Origin of the sequence: Rhizobium sp. BE258 (genome assembly GCF_031457345.1) — a bacterium.
GTDB lineage: Bacteria > Pseudomonadota > Alphaproteobacteria > Rhizobiales > Rhizobiaceae > Rhizobium.
The window spans coordinates 59,300-79,780 of sequence record NZ_JAVDWL010000006.1 but is presented as its reverse complement, the minus strand read 5'-3'; the positions used below and the strand labels follow the sequence as shown (position 1 = coordinate 79,780).

Sequence of the window (20,481 nt, the reverse complement as noted above, 5' to 3'; positions counted from 1 at the left end):
ATGAAACGCAGATGGCCATGGACAGAATTCACAGCTGGACTTTTCGCTCATGAAATCCGCGCCGCTCGCGCTCTACCGCTCGCCGCCATCGATCAACCCGCCCGCCTTGTCGGTGACGGGCTTCGGGCGGCAGCGGATCGCCGTGCACGTCCGGGAGCGACGCCTGCTTTGCCATGCTGTGGTGCTTGTCGAGTCGGGGCACGGCACGCTGGAAACCGAACAGGCAGGCAGGCTCGCAATCGAAGCGCCGGCGCTTTTCTGGCTGACGCCGGGCAGCCGGCATTCTTATGGCCCGGCCGAGGGCGAAAGCTGGGAGGAGCAATGGGCGCTGTTCGAAGGCCCTTTCGCTTCGAGCCTGCTCCGCCAGCGTCTGATCTCCGAGACGGCACCGCATGTGGCACTCAACAATCTGCACGAGATGCAGCAGCTCTTTGCGGCGCTCCGCGCGGATTTCACCGATGGCAGCACATTGGCGCTGAGCTCGGCCGCCGCCACGCTTCACCGCATCGTCATCCAGGCCGCAAGGCAGGTGGATTCAGCCACAAACGACACTGTGAATGGCGCCAGGATCGAGGCAGCCGTTTCCGTCCTTGCCGGGCGCGCCTTCGAGGAGCTCGACATGCAGAAATTCGCCGCCGAATTCGCGATGTCACCGGCAACGTTCCGCCGCCGCTTCATGGCGGCAACAGGACTTTCGCCGAAAGCATTCCAGCTCCGGCTGCGGATCGACCATGCCAAGCAATTGCTGACCACGTCCGATCTCCCGATCGAAGCGATCGCCCGGGAGATCGGCATCGGTGACGCCTTCTATTTCTCGCGGCTCTTCCAGAACCGCGAGGGCATGGCGCCGACCGCTTTCCGCAGCCGCTTTCGCAGGCAGTAATCAGGCCTTGGACAATTCCTTGTCGATCGCCGTCACCAGCCGCTGATCGTCGGCGGTCACATCGGGCGCAAAACGCGCAACGATGTCGCCGTTGCGGCCGATCAGGAATTTCTCGAAATTCCAGAGAATTTCGCCGTCAGCATCGCCTGCAAGGCCGTTGCCGCGCAACCGCTCGCGCATCGGCCCTTCGCCGGTGGTCGGCAAAGGTGCAGCCGTCAGCTGGCGATAGAGCGGATGCTTGTCGTCACCCTTGACGGAGATCTTCGAATAGATCGGGAATTTCACGTCATAGGTCAGCTGGCAGAACTCGACGATCTCAGCATCGGTTCCGGGCTCCTGACCCTTGAAATTGTTGGCCGGGAAGGCCGCAATGACGAAGCCGCGCTCACGCTTGTCCTCGTAAAGCTTTTCCAGACCTTCATACTGCGCCGTCAGCCCGCATTTCGAGGCAACATTGACGACGAGCATAACCTTGCCGCGATGTTCGTTGAGGCTTGTCTCGCGGCCATCTGCAAGCTTTACGGCGATGTCGAGGATCTCGGTCATATCAGTCTCCATTCACGTCGGGCGGTGAAGCTATACCCGTGCCGCGCTTTGTCCAGCCTTCAAAACCGCCCTGATGCCAAAATCCTCCGCATGCGCTAACGTGCCCCACGGAGAGAAGAGAGGGGAAATCTCGGGTGCGTGAGATCATTGTTGCGGGATCAGTGTTCGTCTGCCTGACTATCGCCTCGATCGGCACCATGGTCGCCTATCCGCGGCTGCCGGCGCGCCACCGCGAAGAAGAAACCAATACCGTTGTCCGCCTCGTCGCCAACATCTTCGTCGTCATGACCTCGCTGGTCTTCGGTCTGATGATCAATTCCTCGAAGAACACGTTTGCCGGCATCGACGACAGCGTCCATTCCTTCGCCACCGAAATCATCCTGCTCGACCGCACCTTGCGAACCTATGGCCTGGAAGCCGATGATACCCGCGCCAGCCTGATCCACTATGTCGAGCAGGCCCTGGCCAGCCCGATGCGCCTCGTGGATCCGGTGCTCCAGAGCGATCGCAAATCGGAAATGGCACTGAATGCCATCGGCAACAACATCGCCGTCATGAACCCGACCGATCCCAATCACATGGCGCTCTGGACCGACGCCCGGCAACAATACAAGACCATCGTCGAGCGGCGATGGGTGATCGTCGAGCAGTCGGAAGGCGTCATTCCGATGCCGCTGGTCTTCATGCTGATGGCCTGGCTGACGTTGATCTTCGCGAGTTTCGGGTTCCGGGCGCCCAAGAATATCATCGTGCTGTCGATGTTCCTGATTGCTGCCTTGCTGATTTCCGCGTCGATCTACCTCGTGCTCGATATGGATATCCCCTTTGCCGGCATGATCCAGATTTCCGACGCGCCGCTTCGCCGGGCGCTCGCCGAACTGCAGCAATGATGCACGGGCGGGATTGATAAGCGCAGGCGGCGTTACAGTTACTCCTGTCGCGGAGCTTCTTCGCGTTCGGAATTCCAGCCTCTGGAGCAGCATGACCACCCCGCAGATTCTCGCCTTCGGCGTCATTGGCCTGATGATGGCCGTCTTCATCTGGGACCGCTTCCGCTATGATCTTGTCGCCTGCTGCGCGCTGGTGCTGGCGATCTGCGTCGGGATCGTCCCCTTCGACAAGGCCTTCTCGGGGTTCAGCGATGACATCGTCATCATCGTCGGCAGCGCCCTGGTGGTCAGTGCGGGTGTCGCGCGATCCGGCATCGTGGATAGCGCCATCAAGCGCTTCTTCCCGAACCTCAATTCGCTGCATACGCAGCTGGCGCTGCTGCTGATCGTCGTCGCCGTGCTCTCCGCTTTCATCAAGAATATCGGCGCATTGGCGATCATGATCCCGGTCGCCTTCCAGTTCTCGAAGAAGACAGGGAAGTCGCCATCGCTCTATCTGATGCCGATGAGTTTTGCGGCCCTGCTCGGCGGCCTGATGACGCAGATCGGCACCTCGCCGAACATCGTCGTCTCCCGGCTGCGGGAGGAAATCACCGGCACATCCTTCACGATGTTCGACTTCACCCCCGTCGGCGCGACACTGGCCGTCGTCGGCGTGCTCTTCCTGATCTTCTTTCACTGGCTTGTCCCGGAGCGAGAAAACGAAAACCCGTCGCTGGAAGAAGCGCTGGGTTTGAAGACCTATTTCTCGGAAGCCACCGTCGTCGATGACTCCGGCTTCGATGGCAAGAAGCTCCGCGATATCCTCCAACTCGGCGATGGCGAGGTGGTGGCGACGGCCATCCTGCGGGGACATTCCCGCCTGTCGCCCCTTCCCGATGTGACGCTGAAATTAGGCGACACGATCCTGCTCGAAGGCGGCCCGGAGGCACTCGACCGGGTGGTCTCCAACGCCAAGCTCAAACTATCAGGAAAGCAGATACCGGCAGCGAAGGAAGAAGGCGACGTCACCTCGATCGAAGCCGTCGTGTCGTCGGAATCGACGCTCATCGGCTGGTCGGCGCGGCAGCTTTCGCTGTTCAACCGCCGCCGCATCAATCTGCTGGCCGTCAGCCGCCAGGGTCACCGGCTCACCGAGCGGCTGAGCGAAGTCACGCTGAAATCGGGCGACGTCCTCGTGCTCCAGGGCAGCCGCAAGAGCCTTCCGGCCTTCCTGCAGGAATTCGCCTGCCTGCCGCTTGCCCAGCGCGATATCCTGCTCGGCACCCAGCGCCGCGCCTATGTTCCGCTGCTGATCCTGGCGGCCGCCATGGGCGCCACCGCAGCAGGCCTTGCGCCGGTCGCAACCGCCTTCTTCTGCGCCGCGTTGGCTATGGTGGTCTTCCGCGTCATCCCGCTGGCCGATGTCTACAAGGCGCTCGACGGCCCGATCCTGATCATGCTCGCCGCCCTCATTCCGGTCTCGGATTCGCTGCGGACGACGGGCGGCAGCGAGCTGATCGCCGGCTGGCTCGGCCATTTCGCGGCACAGATGCCGCCGTTCGGGGCGCTGGCGCTCATCCTGATCACCGCGATGGCGGTGACGCCGTTCCTCAACAACGCCGCCACCGTGCTGGTGATGGCGCCGATTGCCGCCAGCTTTGCCCAGACGCTCGGCTACAAGCCGGAGGCCTTCCTGATGGCGGTGGCGATCGGTGCTGGCTGTGATTTCCTCACCCCGATCGGCCACCAGTGCAACACGCTGGTCTTCGGCCCGGGCGGCTATCGCTTCAGCGACTACCCCCGTCTCGGCCTGCCGCTTTCCTTCATCATCATCCTCGTCAGCGTCCCCATGCTGCTCTACGTCTGGCCGCTGCAATGAGCCGAAGCGCCCATTTTTCTTGACGTCCGCGGTCGAATATGGCCTTAAGGCCAGCCAAACGGACAATCGCCGGGCGAAGTGCGCAACTTGCCCTTATCCGGCCGGGTTCCTGATCCAGTTATCTGCATTCTTCCTGCCGCACGCCGCTTTTCACAGCAAAAGCCGTCGGCATTCATTTGACGGGCACAAAACAAATGACAGCTTCCGGCGTCCGCGTCCGCATTGCTCCCTCGCCGACCGGCGAGCCGCATGTCGGCACCGCATATATTGCACTCTTCAACTATCTCTTCGCCAAGAAGAACGGTGGTGAGTTCATCCTGCGCATCGAAGATACCGATGCCACCCGCTCGACCCCGGAATTTGAGCAGAAGGTGCTGGACGCGCTGAAGTGGTGCGGGCTCGAATGGTCGGAAGGCCCGGACGTCGGCGGCCCCTACGGTCCCTATCGCCAGTCCGACCGCAAGGACATGTACACGCCCTACGGCCAGGAACTGCTCGACAAGGGCCATGCCTTCCGCTGTTTCTGCACGCCCGAGCGTCTGGAGCAGATGCGGGAAGCCCAGCGCGCCGCCGGCAAGGCGCCGAAATATGACGGTCTCTGCCTGAAATATTCGGCCGAGGAAGTCAGCGCCAAGATGGCTGCCGGCGAAAGCTCGGTCATCCGCATGAAGATCCCGGCGGAAGGCTCCTGCGACTTCAACGACGGCGTCTACGGCGACGTGTCGATCCCGTGGGACAGCGTCGACATGCAGGTCCTCATCAAGGGCGACGGCATGCCGACCTATCACATGGCCAACGTCATCGACGACCATCTGATGAAGATCACCCACGTCGCCCGCGGCGAAGAGTGGCTGGCTTCCGTGCCGAAGCACATCCTGCTCTACCGCTATTTCGGCTGGGAAGCGCCCGTCTTCATGCACTTGTCGCTGATGCGCAATGCCGACAAGTCGAAGCTGTCGAAGCGCAAGAACCCGACCTCCATCTCCTATTACTCCGCTCTCGGCTATATCCCGGAAGCGCTGATGAACTTCCTCGGCCTGTTCTTCGTGCAAATCGCCGAAGGCGAGGAGCTGCTCGATATCGAGGAGCTCGCCGCCAAGTTCGACCCTGAAAACCTTTCCAAGGCCGGCGCCATTTTCGACATCCAGAAGCTCGACTGGCTGAACGGCCGCTGGATCCGCGAGAAGATGTCGGAAGAGGAATTCCAGGCCCGCGTCCTGACCTGGGCCATGGAAAACGACCGCCTGAAGGCCGGTCTTCGCCTGTCGCAGTCGCGCATTTCCAAGCTCGGCGAACTGCCGGAGCTCGCCGGCTTCCTGCTGAAGTCTGATCTCGGCCTCGATCCCTCGGCCTTTGCCAAGATCAAGTCGCCGCCGGAAGAGATTCTCGAGATCCTCAACACCGTTCAGCCGGATCTCGAAAAAATCCTCGAATGGAATGTCGAGACGATCGAAGCCGAACTGCGCGCCATCGCAGACCGCATGGGCAAGAAGCTGAAGGTCGTGGTAGCCCCTCTCTTCGTCGCCGTCTCCGGCTCGTCGCGCTCGCTGCCGCTCTTCGATTCCATGGCGATCCTCGGCCGCTCGGTCGTGCGCCAGCGCCTCAAGCTCGCATCCCAGGCAGTCGCCTCTCTCGTCGGCCCGAAGAACTGAACCGGACATTTGCACCATGACCGAAAAGACCGAAACAGCGACCCTTTCCTCCGACGCCACTGAAGTGCGCGCCCAGAAGCTCAAGCTGCTACGCGAGCAGATCGGCGACGTCTATCCGGCGCATTTCCACCGGACGATGACCAACGCCGAGCTGTCGGAAAAGTACAAGGATCTGGAATCCGACGTCGAGACGCAGGATGTCGTCACCGTTGCCGGCCGTGTCTATTCCTCGCGCAACTCGGGCATGTTCATGGATATTCATGACGCCGGCGGCAAGATCCAGATCTTCAGCCACAAGGACGTGACGCCGGAAGCAGCCCGCAACATGCTTGGCATGATCGATATGGGCGACATCATCGGCGTCACCGGCACCGTGCGCCGCACCAAGCGCGGCGAGCTGTCGATCAACGCCCGCGAAATCACCATGCTGACCAAGTCGCTTCTCCCCATGCCGGAGAAGTGGCACGGCATTTCCGACATCGAGATCCGCTATCGCAAGCGCCATCTCGACATCATGACCAACGAAGAGTCCAAGCTCCGCTTCCAGCAGCGCTCGAAGATCGTTTCGGGCGTGCGCCGCTTCATGGAAAATGACGGCTTCATGGAAATCGAGACGCCGATGCTGCATTCGGTCTATGGCGGCGCCACCGCCGAGCCATTCAAGACGCATCACAACACGCTGAAGCTCGACATGTACCTGCGCATTGCGCCGGAACTGTTTCTGAAGCGTACGCTGGTTTCGGGCCTGACCGACAAGGTGTTCGAGATCAACCGCAACTTCCGCAACGAAGGTGTTTCCACCCGGCACAATCCTGAATTCACCATGATGGAGTGCTACTGGGCCTACGCCGACTACGAGGACATCATGGACCTCGTCGAGCGGCTGTTCGAAACCCTCGCACTGCAAATCCACGGCTCGACCGAATTCCCGTTCGGCGACAAGACGCTGTCCTTCAAGGGTCCATTCAAGCGCGTGCCGATGCCTGACGCCGTCAAGGAAGTGACCGGCATCGATTTCCTGGCGATGAAGACCGACGAAGAAGCACGCGCTGCCGCCAAGGCTGCCGGTTTCGAAGTCGAGAAGGATTGGACCTGGGGCGAATGCCTGGCCTTCATCTTCGAAGAGAAGGTCGAGGCCACGCTGATCCAGCCGAGCCACGTCACCCACTTCCCGAAGGACATCTCGCCCTTCGCCAAGGAAGTGCCGGGCGAGCCGCGTCTCGTCGAACGCTTCGAGACCTATTGCAATGCCTGGGAACTGGGCAATGCCTTCTCGGAACTCAACGATCCCGAAGAACAGCGCCGCCGCATGGTCGAGCAGCTGGAACAGGCTCATGCCCGCGGCGAAAAGGAAAAGCAGCTGGACGACGAATTCCTCGACGCCATCGACCAGGGCATGCCGCCCGCGGGTGGCCTCGGCATCGGCATCGACCGCCTGATCATGCTGCTCACCAACGCACCTTCGATCCGCGACGTCATTCTCTTCCCGGCCCGCCGCGCCAAGGCAGACTGAGAACAGCCATCCTAAACGACAAAAGCGGAGCGCCCGAAAGGACGCTCCGCTTTTTCTTTGCCGTCACCGGCTAAACTGTCGAAAATCTCAGTGCCCGCTTTTGGCAGGCGCGGCCTCGCCGCCTTCGCCGCCACCTTCGGCTGCTGGTGCTTCGCCTTCCTTGCCCTCGGCCGCAGGTGCTTCGCCCTCGCCCTCGCCGCCCTTGGCTTTCTGGCCCTTGTCGCCCTTCTTACCGCCACCCTCTCCGCCTTCGGTCGAGGCGACAGCGGTCGGGTCGATGCAATCGGAATGCTCGTTGAACGAGGCGTTCAGCGCCTGGATTTCGGTTTCGGGAAGATCGACGCGCTCGCCGAAGAACAGCCCGTTGGCACTTGCCTGGCCGTCGTAGTAGCGCGCCGTGAACGGCTTGTCGTCGATACCCTCGATCATCTTTTCCGGATGCGGAATATAGACGACATCGGCGCCGATCGCCCGGCCGCGAATATCCGAACGCACGGTCGGACCGTTCTGGTCCAGCACCACGACCTGCACCAGATCGGGCTTGCTATCGTTATAGAGTGCCTGCGCCACGCGAAGCGCGGTGCGGACACGCGTCACGCCATCGGTCGGTTCGGTCTTGATGTATTTGCGGAGCCAGACATGGTCCTGTTTTTTGATTGTCACCAGCGTCACATCGGTACAGGAAACGCCGTTGACCTCCTCTGCCGGAGGGCCGAGAATCTTGTCCTTGCCAATATAAAGCGCTGCGCCGCCGGAAGCGCCCGCGAAAAGCGCCATGCCGCCGATAACGATTGCCAGCTTCCGGGAAGGCCGGAATATGCGCAGTAAGGCCTTCACGCCAACTGCTCCGCCATCGACAAGACTCCAACTCGATACATGTTCGGAAAGCTAGTGAAACGACGTTTCGGAATGCTTAAGTGGCATCAGTAAAAACGCATCGGTGAGAATAAAACACCAAAAAAGGTCCGGATATTCACAGACTTGTCAGGCTGTATTTCGGCATGCTCTAAAGCCGCATGGCCTTCACGCTTCGTCAGCTCCAATATTTTGTCGCCGTTGCCGAACAGGGTTCGGTGACGCGCGCCGCGCAGAACCTTTCGATCTCGCAATCGTCGGTCACCGAAGCCCTGAAAGAGCTGGAAACGGATCTCGGCGTCACCCTCTTCGATCGCCACCCGCGTGGACTGACCATCACGCATAATGGCCATCAGTTTCTCCGCCATGCGACGAAAATCCTGGCAACGGTCTCGGATGCCCGCACCAGTTTTTCTGGTCAGCAAAGCGCGCTGTCGGGAACGCTTAATATAGGCGTGACCTCGCTTGTCGCCGGCTATGTGCTCTCCGATCTTCTGGCCCGGTACCGCCGCGCCTGCCCGGGTGTCGATGTCAGCGCCATTGAGGACAATGGCGGCTATCTCGAACATCTTCTTGTCGGCGGCGAGCTCGATGTGGCCGTCATGGTGATCTCCAACCTGCGCGACCGCATGGCGCTTCAGGCGGAAATTCTTGAGACCTCGCCCTACCGCCTCTGGCTGCCGATGGGCCATCCGCTCGTCTCCGCCGACATCATCTCCGTCGCCGATATCGCCCGCGAACCACTCATCATGCTGACGGTCGATGAAATCGAAGAGAATACCGGCAAGCTGCTCTCGGCGCTCGGCGCCCGCCCGCACGTCGCCTTCCGCACACGCTCCGTCGAAGCGGTACGAAGCCTGGTTGCGACAGGCGCCGGTGTCGCGCTGCTGCCCGACCTCGTCTACCGGCCCTGGTCGCTGGAAGGCGACCGTATCGAGAGCCGCGATGTCTCGGGTTCTCTGCCCGTGGTGCAGGTCGGCATGGTCTGGCGGAAGGGATCGAGCCTGCCGCAGGCAGCGCGGGATTTCGTCGGCATCGCCGAAAGCATGCGCTCCGGCCGCATACGCTCCTGATCTATCGGAATTTCCGATATCACCTTTCTGATAAATGAATTTGCGAAAGCGGATTTTTCATCGCAACTTTTCAACCGGGAACAAAATGCCGCAACAAGCGGCTCAAACCGGGAGACAGACGATGACGAATCTCTTGAAATCCTGCACGGCCGCACTCGCGTGCCTGAGTTTCGCAACGCAGGTTATTGCCGCAGAACCGCTGAAGACATTGGGCAAGGGTGAAGGTGCTGTCAGCATCGTTGCTTGGGCCGGCTATATCGAGCGGGGCGAAACCGACAAGAATTACGACTGGGTCACCGGTTTCGAAAAGGACACCGGCTGCAAGGTCACCGTAAAGACCGCCGCGACGTCGGACGAAATGGTCTCGCTGATGAACGAAGGCGGCTTCGACCTCGTCACCGCCTCCGGCGACGCTTCGCTTCGCCTCATCGCCGGCAAGCGCGTCCAGCCGATCAACACCGACTTGATCCCGAGCTTCAAGAATGTCGATCCGCGCCTGCAGCAGGGTCCGTGGTACACGGTCGGCGATGTTCATTATGGCGTTCCCTATCTCTGGGGACCGAACGTGCTGATGTACAACACCGACGCCTTCAAGGATAAGGCGCCGACCAGCTGGAAGGTCGTTTTCGAGGAAGAGACCCTGCCGGATGGCAAGTCCAACAAGGGCCGCGTCCAGGCCTATGACGGCGCGATCTATATCGCCGATGCCGCCATGTATCTCATGGCCCACAAGCCGGAGCTCGGCATCAAGGATCCCTACGAACTCAACGAAGACCAGTACAAGGCAGCGCTCGACCTGCTGCGCGGCCAGCGCAAGCTCGTCTCCCGCTATTGGCACGATGCGATGATCCAGATCGACGACTTCAAGAACGAAGGCGTTGTCGCTTCCGGCTCCTGGCCGTTCCAGGTCAACCTGATGCAGGCAGACAAGCAGAAGATCGCCTCGACCTTCCCTGAAGAGGGCGTCACCGGCTGGGCCGATACGACGATGCTGCATGCCGACGCCGAGCATCCGAACTGCGCCTATATGTGGATGGAACATTCGCTGTCCGCCAAGGTTCAGGGCGACGCGGCTGCCTGGTTCGGCGCCGTTCCCTCGGTTCCGGCAGCCTGCAAGGGCAACGAGCTGATGACCGACACCGGTTGCGCCACCAACGGCTTCGACCATTTCGACAAGATCAAGTTCTGGAAGACCCCGGTTGCCAAGTGCACGACGCAGAGCGAATGCGTGCCGTACCATCGCTGGGTATCCGACTATGTCGGCGTGATCGGCGGGCGGTAACCGCATTCCCGCTTCTCCCCAACGGGGAGAAGATGTCCGTCAGGACAGATGAGGGGGTGAGCGACGAAGGAGCGAACGTCTGAGCGGCAAGCGAAGACGCTCCCGGCCCGTGGCCCCCTCATCCGACCCTTCGGGCCACCTTCTCCCCGCTGGGGAGAAGGAAAAAACATCAAAATCCGGAGCCCCCACATGACACCCGCCGTCCGTTTCCAGAAGGTCTCGCGTCACTTCGGCCAGGTTCGCGCCGTCGATGGCGTCGATCTCGAGATCGCGCCAGGCGAGTTCTTCGCCATGCTCGGCCCCTCCGGCTCCGGCAAGACCACCTGCCTCCGGCTGATCGCCGGCTTCGAGCAGCCGACCAGCGGCCATATCCAGATCTTCGGCGAAACGGCCGAGGGCGTTCCGCCCTACCGGCGCAACGTCAACACCGTCTTCCAGGACTATGCGCTCTTCCCGCACCTCAACATTCTCGACAACGTCGCCTACGGGCTGATGGTCAAGGGCGTCGGCAAGGCTGAGCGCCTGCGGGAAGCCGAGAAGGCGCTGGAACTGGTCAAGCTCCCCGGCTACGGCGCCCGCCGCCCCGGTCAGCTGTCCGGCGGCCAGCGCCAGCGCGTGGCGCTGGCCCGCGCCCTCGTCAACAAGCCGAAGGTACTGCTGCTCGACGAACCGCTCGGCGCGCTCGATCTCAAACTCCGCGAACAGATGCAGGAGGAACTGAAGAGCCTGCAGCGCGCCCTCGGCATCACCTTCGTCTTCGTCACCCACGATCAGGGCGAGGCGCTGTCCATGGCCGACCGTGTCGCCGTCTTCAACGATGGCGGCATCGTCCAGGAAGGCACGCCGCACGATATCTACCGCCGCCCGAAGACCCGGTTCGTCGCCGATTTCGTCGGCTCGTCGAACGTCATCGCCCCTGAATTCATGGCCTCGCTTGGTGGCGAAAAGCGCTGGGCAAGCCTTCGCCCCGAAGCGATCCGCCTCGGCGACGGAGCCGAGGCAAGGGTCGAGAATGCCAGCTTCCTCGGCGCCGCGACGCGGCTGACCGTCGATATCCCCGGCACCCGCCTGCATGTGATGCTGCCCGCCGGCGCCGATGTGCCCGACGTTGGTTCCAGCGTCCGCCTCGGCTGGCAGCCGGGCGACGTCCACTACATGGATGACGCGGCATGAGCGCCATTGCGATTGCAGGCAAGGACACGTCGATCCTGCCCGGCCGCGGCGGCTTCTTCGGCAGCCTCTCCGACGCCTTCTGGCGGCACCCGAAACTGCTTCTGTTCCTGATGCTGACACCGCCGCTGCTCTGGCTTGGCATCATCTATATCGGCTCGCTGATCGCCCTTTTGCTGCAGAGCTTCTTCTCGATCGACGATTTCTCGGGCATGATTAGCTACGAGTTCACGCTGTCCACCTATGCGCAGCTGCTGAACCCGACCAATTTCGACATCATCGTCCGCACGGTGGTCATGGCGGCTCTCGTCACCGTCGCCTCCGCCTTCATCGCCTTCCCGATCGCCTATTATGCGGCGCGTTACGCGCAGGGAAAATGGAAGGCGCTCTTCTATCTCGGCATCATGCTGCCGCTCTGGTCGAGCTATCTGGTGAAGATTTACGCCTGGAAGCTTATCCTTGCCAAGGAAGGCATCCTCACCTGGTTCTTCGACAAGCTCTATCTCTCCTGGCTGCTCGACGGCATTCTGAACCTGCCCGTCATCGGCGGCAACTCGCTCTCCGTCAGCTATCTCGGCACCTTCATCGTCTTCGTCTATATCTGGCTGCCCTACATGATCCTGCCAACGCAGGCCGCCCTCGAGCGCGTGCCCGGTAACCTGATCGAGGCGTCGTCGGATCTCGGCGCCACCCCGCGCCAGACCTTCCGCACCGTGCTCTTCCCGCTAGCGCTGCCGGGCATCGTCGCCGGTTCGATCTTCACCTTCTCGCTGACGCTCGGTGATTACATCATCCCGCAGATCATCGGCTCCTCGCGGCTCTTCATCGGCCAGGCGGTCTATACGCAGCAGGGCACGGCCGGAAACGTCCCGCTCGCAGCTGCCTTCTCCGTCGTGCCGATCGTCATCATGGCTATCTATCTCTGGCTTGCCAAAAAACAGGGAGCTTTCGATGCGCTCTGATCGCGGACAACGATCCCCTCTGATCCTCAAGATCGCCGCCGCAGGCGGGCTGCTCTTCCTGCATCTGCCGATCCTGCTGATCTTCGTCTATGCCTTCACGACGGAAGAGAAGAGCTATCAGTGGCCGCCGCCCGGCCTGACGCTGCAGTGGTTCGGCATCGCCTGGAACCGCCCGGACGTCTGGTCCGCATTGGGGCTGTCCGTTCAGGTCGCGTGCATCGCCACCGCCATCGCGCTGGTGCTCGGCACGCTCTGCGCCGCAGCCGTCAGCCAGACGAAATTCTTCGGCCGTGAGGCGATCTCGCTGCTCGTCATCCTGCCGATCGCCCTTCCCGGGATCATCACCGGCATTGCGCTGCGCTCGGCCTTCAGCCTGTTCGATATCCCGTTCTCCGTCTGGACGATCGTGCTCGGCCACGCCACCTTCTGCGTCGTCGTCGTCTATAACAACGCCGTCGCCCGCTTCCGCCGCACGTCGGGCTCGCTGATCGAGGCCTCGATGGATCTCGGCGCCGATGGCTTCCAGACCTTCCGCCATGTCGTGCTGCCGAATATCGGCACGGCGCTCTTGGCCGGCGGCATGCTTGCCTTTGCACTGTCTTTCGACGAAGTCATCGTCACCACCTTCACCGGTGGGCAGCAATCGACGCTGCCGATCTGGATGCTGGAAGAGCTGATCCGCCCGCGCCAGCGCCCCGTCACCAACGTGGTCGCCATGGTCGTCGTGCTGGTTACCTTCCTGCCGATCCTCGCAGCCTATTACCTCACCCGCGACGGCGACCAGATTGCCGGCGCCGGAAAATAACCAGAGTGGGATGCCCCCATCCGCTCGCTGAACAAAAGGGAGAACATCATGGACACCCAAATGCTGATCGGCTCGCGCTTCGAAGTCGGCACGGAAACGGAAGAACACGTCCTGAACCCGAAGACGGGCGAAAAGGTGCTGGATCTGCCGGAAGCGTCGCTCGGCCAGGTCGACGCCGCCGTCGATTCCGCCGAAAAGGCCTTCAAGAGCTGGTCGCAGACGACGCCCGGCGAGCGCTCCTCCTACCTCCTGAAGATCGCCGACGCGATCGAGCGGGATGCGCAGGGTTTCGCGGCGCTGGAAGCGCTGAACTGCGGCAAGCCGATCAACGCCGTGCTCAACGATGAAATCCCGGCGATCGTCGATTGCTACCGCTTCTTTGCGGGCGCCGTGCGCAATCTGCACACACCCGCCGCCGGCGAATACCTGCCCGGTCACACCTCGATGATCCGCCGCGATCCGATCGGCATCGTCGGCTCGATCGCGCCCTGGAACTATCCGCTGATGATGATGGCCTGGAAGCTGGCACCGGCGATCGCCGGCGGCAACACCGTCGTCTTCAAGCCCTCCGAACAGACGCCGCTGACCGCGCTGAAGATGGCCAAGCTGCTCTCGGAAATCCTGCCCGAAGGCGTCGTCAACGTCATCCTCGGCCGCGGCGAGAGCGTCGGCAATGCGCTGATCAACCATCCGAAGATCGGCATGGTTTCGATCACCGGCGATGTCGCCACCGGCAAAAAGGTGTTGCAGGCCGCCGCCAAGACCGTCAAGCGCACCCATCTGGAACTCGGCGGCAAGGCGCCGGTCATCGTCTTCGACGATGCCGATATCGACGCCGTCGTCGCCGGCATCCGCACCTTCGGCTACTACAATGCCGGTCAGGACTGCACCGCCGCCTGCCGCATCTATGCCGACGCCAAGGTCTACGACAAATTCGTCGCCGACCTCTCCTCCGCAGTGTCCTCAATCAAGTTCAACCAAGCCGACGACACCGAAAACGAGATCGGCCCGCTGATCTCCAAGCGCCAGCGCGACCGCGTCGAAAGTTTCGTCGCGCGGGCTTCCGAGCACAAGCACATGGAAGTCACCACCGGTGGCAAGGCGTCCGGCGACAAGGGCTTTTTCTTCACCCCGACGGTCATCGCCGGCGCGACACAGCACGATGAGATCGTCCGCCGCGAAGTCTTCGGCCCCGTCGTCTCGGTCACTCGCTTCAGCGATGTCGAGGATGCCGTCACCTGGGCGAATGACAGCGACTACGGCCTCGCGTCTTCAGTCTGGACCAAGGATATCGGCCGCGGCATGAAGACGGCTGCCCGCCTGCAATATGGCTGCACCTGGATCAACACGCATTTCATGCTGGTCAACGAGATGCCGCATGGCGGCGTCAAGCAATCCGGCTACGGCAAGGACATGTCGGTCTATGCTTTGGAAGACTACACGGCGGTCCGCCACGTAATGATCAACCACGGATGAAATAACCCGAAGGGGTTATTGCAATAACATATTTGTGATACCAGGCCGCCGTGAACAACTACGGCGGTCTTTTTGTTGATATATTTCAATATTGCGCTGAACGAACATCTGCTCCATATTTGAGCAAAGCCTTGGCAATGGCCGCGGGGGGCTACGAAGGCTGATAAGTTTCAATGGCATCGGTAATTAATATTGCAGAACTCGAGCGCGCACTTGCCGGCTTGATGGATTCCGCATTGATGCCGGAGACTTGGGCCGGCACGCTGGAGGCGATCAGCCGCGCCACCGGTTCGGCCGGCGCGCACATCATGCCCGTGCGCGGAAAGTTCGAAGCTGGCGTGCTCACCACCCCCAATTTTCTGGAGGCCTTCGACGTCTATTTCGCCGAAGGCTGGTACAAGCGCGACTTTCGCGAGCGCGGTCTGCCGATCGGCCTCAGCAAGGGCGTGGTGATCGAGCACGACATCGCAAACAGCGCCGATTTCGAGCGCCAGGCTTTCTACACCGATTTCCTGGCGCGCTTCGGCCTGCGCTATTCTGCAATGGTCCTCTTCGAAATCAGGGGCAGCACCCTCAGCATCAATCTGCAGCGGGGCATGAACGACACGCCCTTCGACCGCTCTGATGAACCGCTGCTGCTCGCCATGCAATCCCGGCTCTCTGCCGCCGCGGAAATCGTCCGGACCCTCGATGCGGCAAAGGTCGGCGGCATGGGAGACGCCTTCGACCTCACTGCCGCCGCAGCAATCTTCTTCGACCGCAAAGGACGGATTACCTATCTCAACAGCCGGGCCGAAAAGCTACTCGATGACGAAGTCCGCGTCGCAGGCGGCGAGTTCTTCTCGGTGAAGCAGAGCGAGGCGGCGCAGCTGCAGCGGCAGGTCCTGTCGGCGGCCGATGGTGCGCTGTTCATCGATCTTCCCTCTGTCCGCATATCCCGAACCGGAAAGCCGCCGCTGGTCGCCCGCGTCCAGAAGCTTCAGGGCCTCGCCGCAGACCTCTTTGCCCATTCCAGCGTTGTCGTCCTGATCACCGACCTCGCCGAACGCGAGGGGCCGAGCATTGAGCTGCTGCGCAGCACCTTTGCACTCACACCGCAGGAAGCCACGGTGGCAAAACTGCTGCTTGACGGCTCCTCGCCGCGGGAGATCGCCACCATTTGCGGACTGCAATATGAAACGGCGCGCGGCTACGTCAAACGCGTACTCGCCAAGACGGGCACTCAACGGCAGGCGCAGCTGATCGCCCTGCTTTCAGGCCTGAAGTCTTAGGTGACCACCTGGGCACCATAGAGCGCCCATAGCTCCCAGCCGCCTTCCCAGATCATGTCGAGCGCCACATAGACGATGATGGCAAGACCGATCCAGCCGATCCAGCGGAAGCGGCTGAGCAGCTTGGCGACGAAATTCGACGCGACACCCATGAGCACGACCGAGAGAATGAGGCCGAAAACCAGCGCCGTCATGTTCGATTTCGCGGCACCCGCCACCGCCAGAACGTTATCGAGCGACATCGAGAGATCAGCGAAGATGATCTGCCCGATCGCCTGACGCAGAAGCTTCGGCTTGTGGGCATGATGCCCGGCCGCGTCATCGCCACCCTCTTCTTCGCCCGCCTCCCGAAGTTCCTTGAACATCGTCCAGCAGATCCAGAGCAGCAGGAAGCCGCCGATCAGGTTGATCCCTTTGATGACGAGCAGTTCGGCGGCGATGATGGCGAAGACGATGCGGATCACCGCGGCCGCGGCAATGCCCGCCACGATCGCCTTGCCGCGCAGCTCCGGCGCCAGACCGGCCGCCGCCATGCCGATGACAATCACATTATCCCCGGAGAGGATGATGTTGATCATGATGACTTCGAGATAGATGGAAATGACGGCGGGATCAAAGAAGGAGGACATCAAGGCACTTTCGTCGATGGGGCAAATCGATGAAAAAATCCCCACGCCTTCAGCGCGCCTGCAGCGCAGATACGCGGCAGATCGTGACCCTTAGGTATTGGGGGCTCTTCCTGGAAAAAGTTTGAAACAGATCAAGGCCCGGTTGAAAAGCCCTGCGACCGGCCGATGAAGGCAGATTGGAAAATCGCCTGTTATTTCAATCGATTTTATTATGCGACGGGAACAAATTGCTGTCTTCCGCGTCTTCTTCTGCGTCCAACACAGAGGAAACCTCCATGCTTAAGTGGGCTCTCATATTTTTCGTCATTTCGCTGATCGCCGGCTTCTTCGGCTTCTCGGGCATATCCGCTGCGACCGCGACGATCGCGCGCGTCCTCTTCGGCATTGCCCTGGTGATCTTCCTGATCTTCCTCGTTCTTGCACTGATGGCAGGACAGGCGATCCTCTAGCGCAAAAAGCGGCGAGCCTCAGAGCAGGCTCGCCCCGACATTGATCGCCAGCGCCAGGATTGTCGTGTTGAAGAGAAACGACAGCACGGCATGCAGCAGCGCGATCTTGCGCATGGTGCGCGACGACAGGCCGATATCGGCCGTCTGCGCGGCGACGCCGATGGTGAAGGAGAAATAGAGGAAGTCCCAATAGATGGGCTCCTCTATCTTATCGGGGAAAACCAGACCTTCAGCCTTGCCCCGCCCGCCGTAGAAGCGATGGGCATAGTGAATGGTGAAAAGCGTGTGCAGGAAAACCCAGGAAATCAGGATGGTGACGATCGCCGCCATCGCGCGTTCCAGCGCCACATCGGCTGGCGCGTCCTTCACCGAATGCAGCTCAAGACCGATGCCGGCAATGCTCGCAACTGCGGCGGCGATCGACAGGAACAGCACGAACGTATCGGAAAAATCGAGATCTTCGGAGCGGCGGCGGATATCCGAAACGGTCGCCCGCAGCATCTTGCGCCAGCTGATGGCGATGAAGACGATCGCCGTCACATTCCAGCCGACCAATACATTCTTGGCATTCACATCGCGCGACGTCAGCAGCAGGAAGACGGCAAACCCGGCAGCGAAGGCGATGATGAAACTGCCATGCCTGATTGCGTAGGTCATAAACCCGGAGCGCTTCCCGCCTGCCATTCCGCTTCTCCCGTCTCAGCTGCTGATATGAAACATGAAAAAGGCCCGGACACCATCGGCGTCCGGGCCTTTTCAAGGACTTGTGTAAAGGCCTTAGGCAGCAGCGAGCTGCAGTTCCTTCTGCACCATGCCGCGCAGCGTGCCGAGATCCTTGGCGAACGCGCGGATGCCTTCGGCGAGCTTTTCGGTCGCCATCGCATCTTCGTTCATCATCCAGCGGAACGTCTTTTCATCGACGCTGATCTTCGCGGCCGGCTTCACCGTCTCCGGCGACAGCTTGCGTTCGAGCTTGCCCTGGTCGTTCGACAGTTCGTCGAGCAGGTTCGGCGCAATCGTCAGGCGGTCGCAACCGGCCAGCGCTTCGATTTCACCGGCGCTGCGGAACGAAGCACCCATGACGATCGTCTTGATGTCGTTGGCCTTGTAGTAGTTGTAGATATCGCGAACGGAAACGACGCCCGGATCTTCCTCTGGCGTGTAGTCCTTGCCCGTCGACTTCTTGTACCAGTCGAGAATGCGGCCGACGAAGGGCGAAATCAGGAACACCTTGGCGTCAGCGCAGGCGACAGCCTGTGCCTTCGAGAAGAGCAGCGTCAGGTTGCAGTCGATGCCTTCCTTCTGCAGCACTTCGGCAGCGCGGATGCCTTCCCAGGTGGAAGCGAGCTTGATCAGGATGCGGTCCTTCTCGATGCCGCGTTCCTTGTAGCCGGCGATGATGCTGTGAGCCTTGTCGATCGAAGCCTTGGTATCAAAGGAAAGGTCGGCATCGACTTCCGTCGAGACGCGGCCAGGCACCAGCTTCGAGAGCGCGGCACCGACGGAGATCGCCAGGCGATCGGCAACGGCAGCCGAAACGGCCTCGGCGTTGCCGCCCTGCTTCTTGCCCCAGGCAACGCCTTCCTTGATCGCATCGGCAAACATCGGCGTGCCGAGTGCCTTCAGTACGATGCTCGGGTTGGTCGTGCAATCGACCGGCTTCAGGCGCGCCACCGCCTCGATGTCGCCGGTATCGGCAACCACCGTGGTTATCTCGCGGAGTTGGTCAAGCTTGGATGTCATGGTCAAAATCCTTTGTGACTGAGCTGCGAACCGGCGCGACCTTCGCCCGGAAAAGAGGTGATCTACGGAATGCTGACGTTCGTGTTGCAGGCGAAGAAGCGCGGCTCCATCACGGCTGTTGAGCTAACGGGAGTTGCACCGGCAATGTTCCGGGCCGGAGCGGAAAGAATGGCGCGATAATTCTGCGCAGGCAATGCCTGCGGCACCAAGGCCGGTCCTGACTTTCCGTATGCCCGCACACTGTCCTCCTCGGACGGACAAGAACGACGTCTCTCGCGGATAATATCGCAATTCCGTTCATCGAAAGTCAAGGACATTTGTGCATTTCAATTGACATAAGTGTCACACCCGTCATTATCGGCAGGAACAATGCGATGCCCGAGCGCCTTTCGCTTGCTGCAGGAAATTAGGGTGAAATTCTCGCGGGAGAAGATGTGGTCAAGCTGAAGCGCGGCACGCACACCGCCTATTCCGAAGCTTCCTCGTTGAGGCTCAGGGCGGCGTGGCTCTACTACAATCAGGGCCTCACGCAGAAGGACGTTGCCGAGCAGCTCGGCATCAGCCGCACCACCGTCATCCGCCTCCTCGACGAAGCGATGAAGCGCAGCGAAGTGCAGATCTGGATCAACGATTCGATCGGCGACTGTGTCGAGCTTTCGGTCAAGCTCGAGCGTGCCTACGGCCTTGACGAGGCAATCGTCGTGCCCTCCCCCGCAAACAGCGACGTCAATGCGCTGGCGAAAAGCGTCGGCTTGGCGCTCGGCCAGTTTCTCTCCGAAGCGATCCCCGACAATTACACGATCGGCGTCGGCTGGGGGCGGACGATGACCGCCTCGCTCTCCAGCTTCCGCTCGCCCCGGCGCGACAATTGCAAAGTCGTCTCGCTGCTTGGAGGCGTCGTTGCCGTGCATCAAACCAATCCGATCGATTACACCTGGCGGCTGGCGAGCCAGCTCGGCGCCGAGTGCTACATGTTCCTGGCTCCGCTACTGGTCGATTCCATCGAGACCAAACGCAACCTGATCGATAAATGCGGCCTGGACTCGATCTACCGGCTCGCCGAGAACCTCGATCTGGCGATCGTCTCCTGCGGCGATATCGGCCCGCATTCGACCTCGCTCTCCGAGGGATGGATTTCGAAGGCCGAGCTGCAGGAGCTTATCGACGCCGGCTGCGTCTGCGACACGATGTTCAATTTCCTCGACAAGGATGGAAATACCATCGATCACTCGATCAACAGCCGCGTCATGTCGGTCGATCTCGACACGTTGAAAAAGGCAAAGCACATCGTGCTCTCCTCCGGCGGCGCACACCGCGCCACCGCCATCCGCGCCACGATCAAGCGGATCGGCTGCAATACGTTGATCACCGACGAGAGCGCCGCCAACGCACTGCTGGAACTGGCCGAAGCCTGAACGCCC

Annotated in this window: 19 protein-coding genes; 14 read left to right on the top strand and 5 right to left on the bottom strand. The window is 61.2% G+C overall.

What is annotated here, in order from left to right; translation table 11 throughout:
* Positions 1 to 49 precede the first annotated feature (49 nt).
* Positions 50 to 883 carry an AraC family transcriptional regulator gene (locus J2X43_RS20980; RefSeq protein WP_310296838.1) on the top strand — a complete coding sequence of 278 codons (834 nt, stop codon included), beginning with the start codon at positions 50 to 52 and terminating at the stop codon, positions 881 to 883.
* On the opposite strand, the gene J2X43_RS20975 is transcribed toward J2X43_RS20980, so the two are convergent.
* The gene (locus J2X43_RS20975; protein ID WP_310296837.1) at positions 884 to 1,429 is read right to left on the bottom strand and encodes a glutathione peroxidase; all 546 of its coding nucleotides are present in this window, start codon (positions 1,427 to 1,429) and stop codon (positions 884 to 886) included.
* Positions 1,430 to 1,563: 134 nt separating this feature from the next.
* Here J2X43_RS20975 and J2X43_RS20970 point away from each other — a divergent pair, with 134 nt between their 5' ends.
* The 4 genes from J2X43_RS20970 (at position 1,564) to lysS (ending at position 7,345) form a co-directional block, all read left to right on the top strand.
* Positions 1,564 to 2,319, top strand: a complete 756-nt coding sequence (locus tag J2X43_RS20970; RefSeq protein ID WP_310296835.1) for a hypothetical protein — start codon at positions 1,564 to 1,566, stop codon at positions 2,317 to 2,319.
* A 91-nt stretch (positions 2,320 to 2,410) separates the two neighbouring features.
* Entirely contained in the window at positions 2,411 to 4,180 is a 1,770-nt protein-coding gene (locus tag J2X43_RS20965; protein WP_310296833.1) for an SLC13 family permease, read from the top strand.
* 194 nt (positions 4,181 to 4,374) lie between these two features.
* Positions 4,375 to 5,832, top strand: a complete 1,458-nt coding sequence (gene gltX, locus J2X43_RS20960) for a glutamate--tRNA ligase (RefSeq protein WP_112516845.1) — start codon at positions 4,375 to 4,377, stop codon at positions 5,830 to 5,832.
* Positions 5,833 to 5,848: 16 nt separating this feature from the next.
* Positions 5,849 to 7,345, top strand: a complete 1,497-nt coding sequence (gene lysS, locus J2X43_RS20955; protein WP_310296830.1) for a lysine--tRNA ligase — start codon at positions 5,849 to 5,851, stop codon at positions 7,343 to 7,345.
* 87 nt (positions 7,346 to 7,432) lie between these two features.
* Here lysS and J2X43_RS20950 read toward each other — a convergent pair whose 3' ends face one another.
* Entirely contained in the window at positions 7,433 to 8,182 is a 750-nt protein-coding gene (locus J2X43_RS20950; protein WP_310296828.1) for a hypothetical protein, read from the bottom strand.
* 179 nt (positions 8,183 to 8,361) lie between these two features.
* Here J2X43_RS20950 and J2X43_RS20945 point away from each other — a divergent pair, with 179 nt between their 5' ends.
* From J2X43_RS20945 to J2X43_RS20915, 7 genes are all read left to right on the top strand, one after another.
* Entirely contained in the window at positions 8,362 to 9,273 is a 912-nt protein-coding gene (locus J2X43_RS20945) for a LysR family transcriptional regulator (RefSeq protein ID WP_112385636.1), read from the top strand.
* Between the two features lie 121 nt (positions 9,274 to 9,394).
* Positions 9,395 to 10,555 (top strand): ABC transporter substrate-binding protein, encoded by a 1,161-nt coding sequence (locus tag J2X43_RS20940; protein WP_310296826.1) that lies wholly within the window; start codon positions 9,395 to 9,397, stop codon positions 10,553 to 10,555.
* A gap of 189 nt (positions 10,556 to 10,744) precedes the next feature.
* Entirely contained in the window at positions 10,745 to 11,728 is a 984-nt protein-coding gene (locus tag J2X43_RS20935; RefSeq protein ID WP_310296824.1) for an ABC transporter ATP-binding protein, read from the top strand.
* A complete protein-coding gene (locus J2X43_RS20930; protein ID WP_310296823.1) occupies positions 11,725 to 12,687 on the top strand; it encodes an ABC transporter permease in 963 nt (320 codons plus the stop codon). Before J2X43_RS20935 ends, J2X43_RS20930 begins: the two co-directional genes overlap by 4 nt.
* Positions 12,677 to 13,492 (top strand): ABC transporter permease, encoded by an 816-nt coding sequence (locus tag J2X43_RS20925; protein ID WP_112385640.1) that lies wholly within the window; start codon positions 12,677 to 12,679, stop codon positions 13,490 to 13,492. Before J2X43_RS20930 ends, J2X43_RS20925 begins: the two co-directional genes overlap by 11 nt.
* Positions 13,493 to 13,540: 48 nt before the next feature.
* Entirely contained in the window at positions 13,541 to 14,968 is a 1,428-nt protein-coding gene (locus J2X43_RS20920) for a gamma-aminobutyraldehyde dehydrogenase (protein ID WP_310296820.1), read from the top strand.
* A 173-nt stretch (positions 14,969 to 15,141) separates the two neighbouring features.
* Entirely contained in the window at positions 15,142 to 16,239 is a 1,098-nt protein-coding gene (locus J2X43_RS20915; RefSeq protein ID WP_310296818.1) for a helix-turn-helix transcriptional regulator, read from the top strand.
* On the opposite strand, the gene J2X43_RS20910 is transcribed toward J2X43_RS20915, so the two are convergent.
* Entirely contained in the window at positions 16,236 to 16,868 is a 633-nt protein-coding gene (locus J2X43_RS20910; RefSeq protein ID WP_310296816.1) for a YjbE family putative metal transport protein, read from the bottom strand. The genes J2X43_RS20915 and J2X43_RS20910 overlap by 4 nt on opposite strands.
* A gap of 275 nt (positions 16,869 to 17,143) precedes the next feature.
* Here J2X43_RS20910 and J2X43_RS20905 point away from each other — a divergent pair, with 275 nt between their 5' ends.
* A complete protein-coding gene (locus J2X43_RS20905; RefSeq protein ID WP_112385643.1) occupies positions 17,144 to 17,317 on the top strand; it encodes a DUF1328 domain-containing protein in 174 nt (57 codons plus the stop codon).
* A gap of 18 nt (positions 17,318 to 17,335) precedes the next feature.
* On the opposite strand, the gene J2X43_RS20900 is transcribed toward J2X43_RS20905, so the two are convergent.
* Together J2X43_RS20900 and tal are read right to left on the bottom strand one after the other, a co-directional pair.
* Positions 17,336 to 18,001, bottom strand: a complete 666-nt coding sequence (locus tag J2X43_RS20900; RefSeq protein WP_310296813.1) for a DUF1345 domain-containing protein — start codon at positions 17,999 to 18,001, stop codon at positions 17,336 to 17,338.
* Between the two features lie 93 nt (positions 18,002 to 18,094).
* A complete protein-coding gene (gene tal / locus J2X43_RS20895; protein WP_112385645.1) occupies positions 18,095 to 19,060 on the bottom strand; it encodes a transaldolase in 966 nt (321 codons plus the stop codon).
* Between the two features lie 434 nt (positions 19,061 to 19,494).
* Here tal and J2X43_RS20890 point away from each other — a divergent pair, with 434 nt between their 5' ends.
* On the top strand, positions 19,495 to 20,475 hold the full coding sequence (locus tag J2X43_RS20890) for a sugar-binding transcriptional regulator (RefSeq protein WP_310296810.1): 981 nt from the start codon (positions 19,495 to 19,497) through the stop codon (positions 20,473 to 20,475).
* Positions 20,476 to 20,481 lie beyond the last annotated feature (6 nt).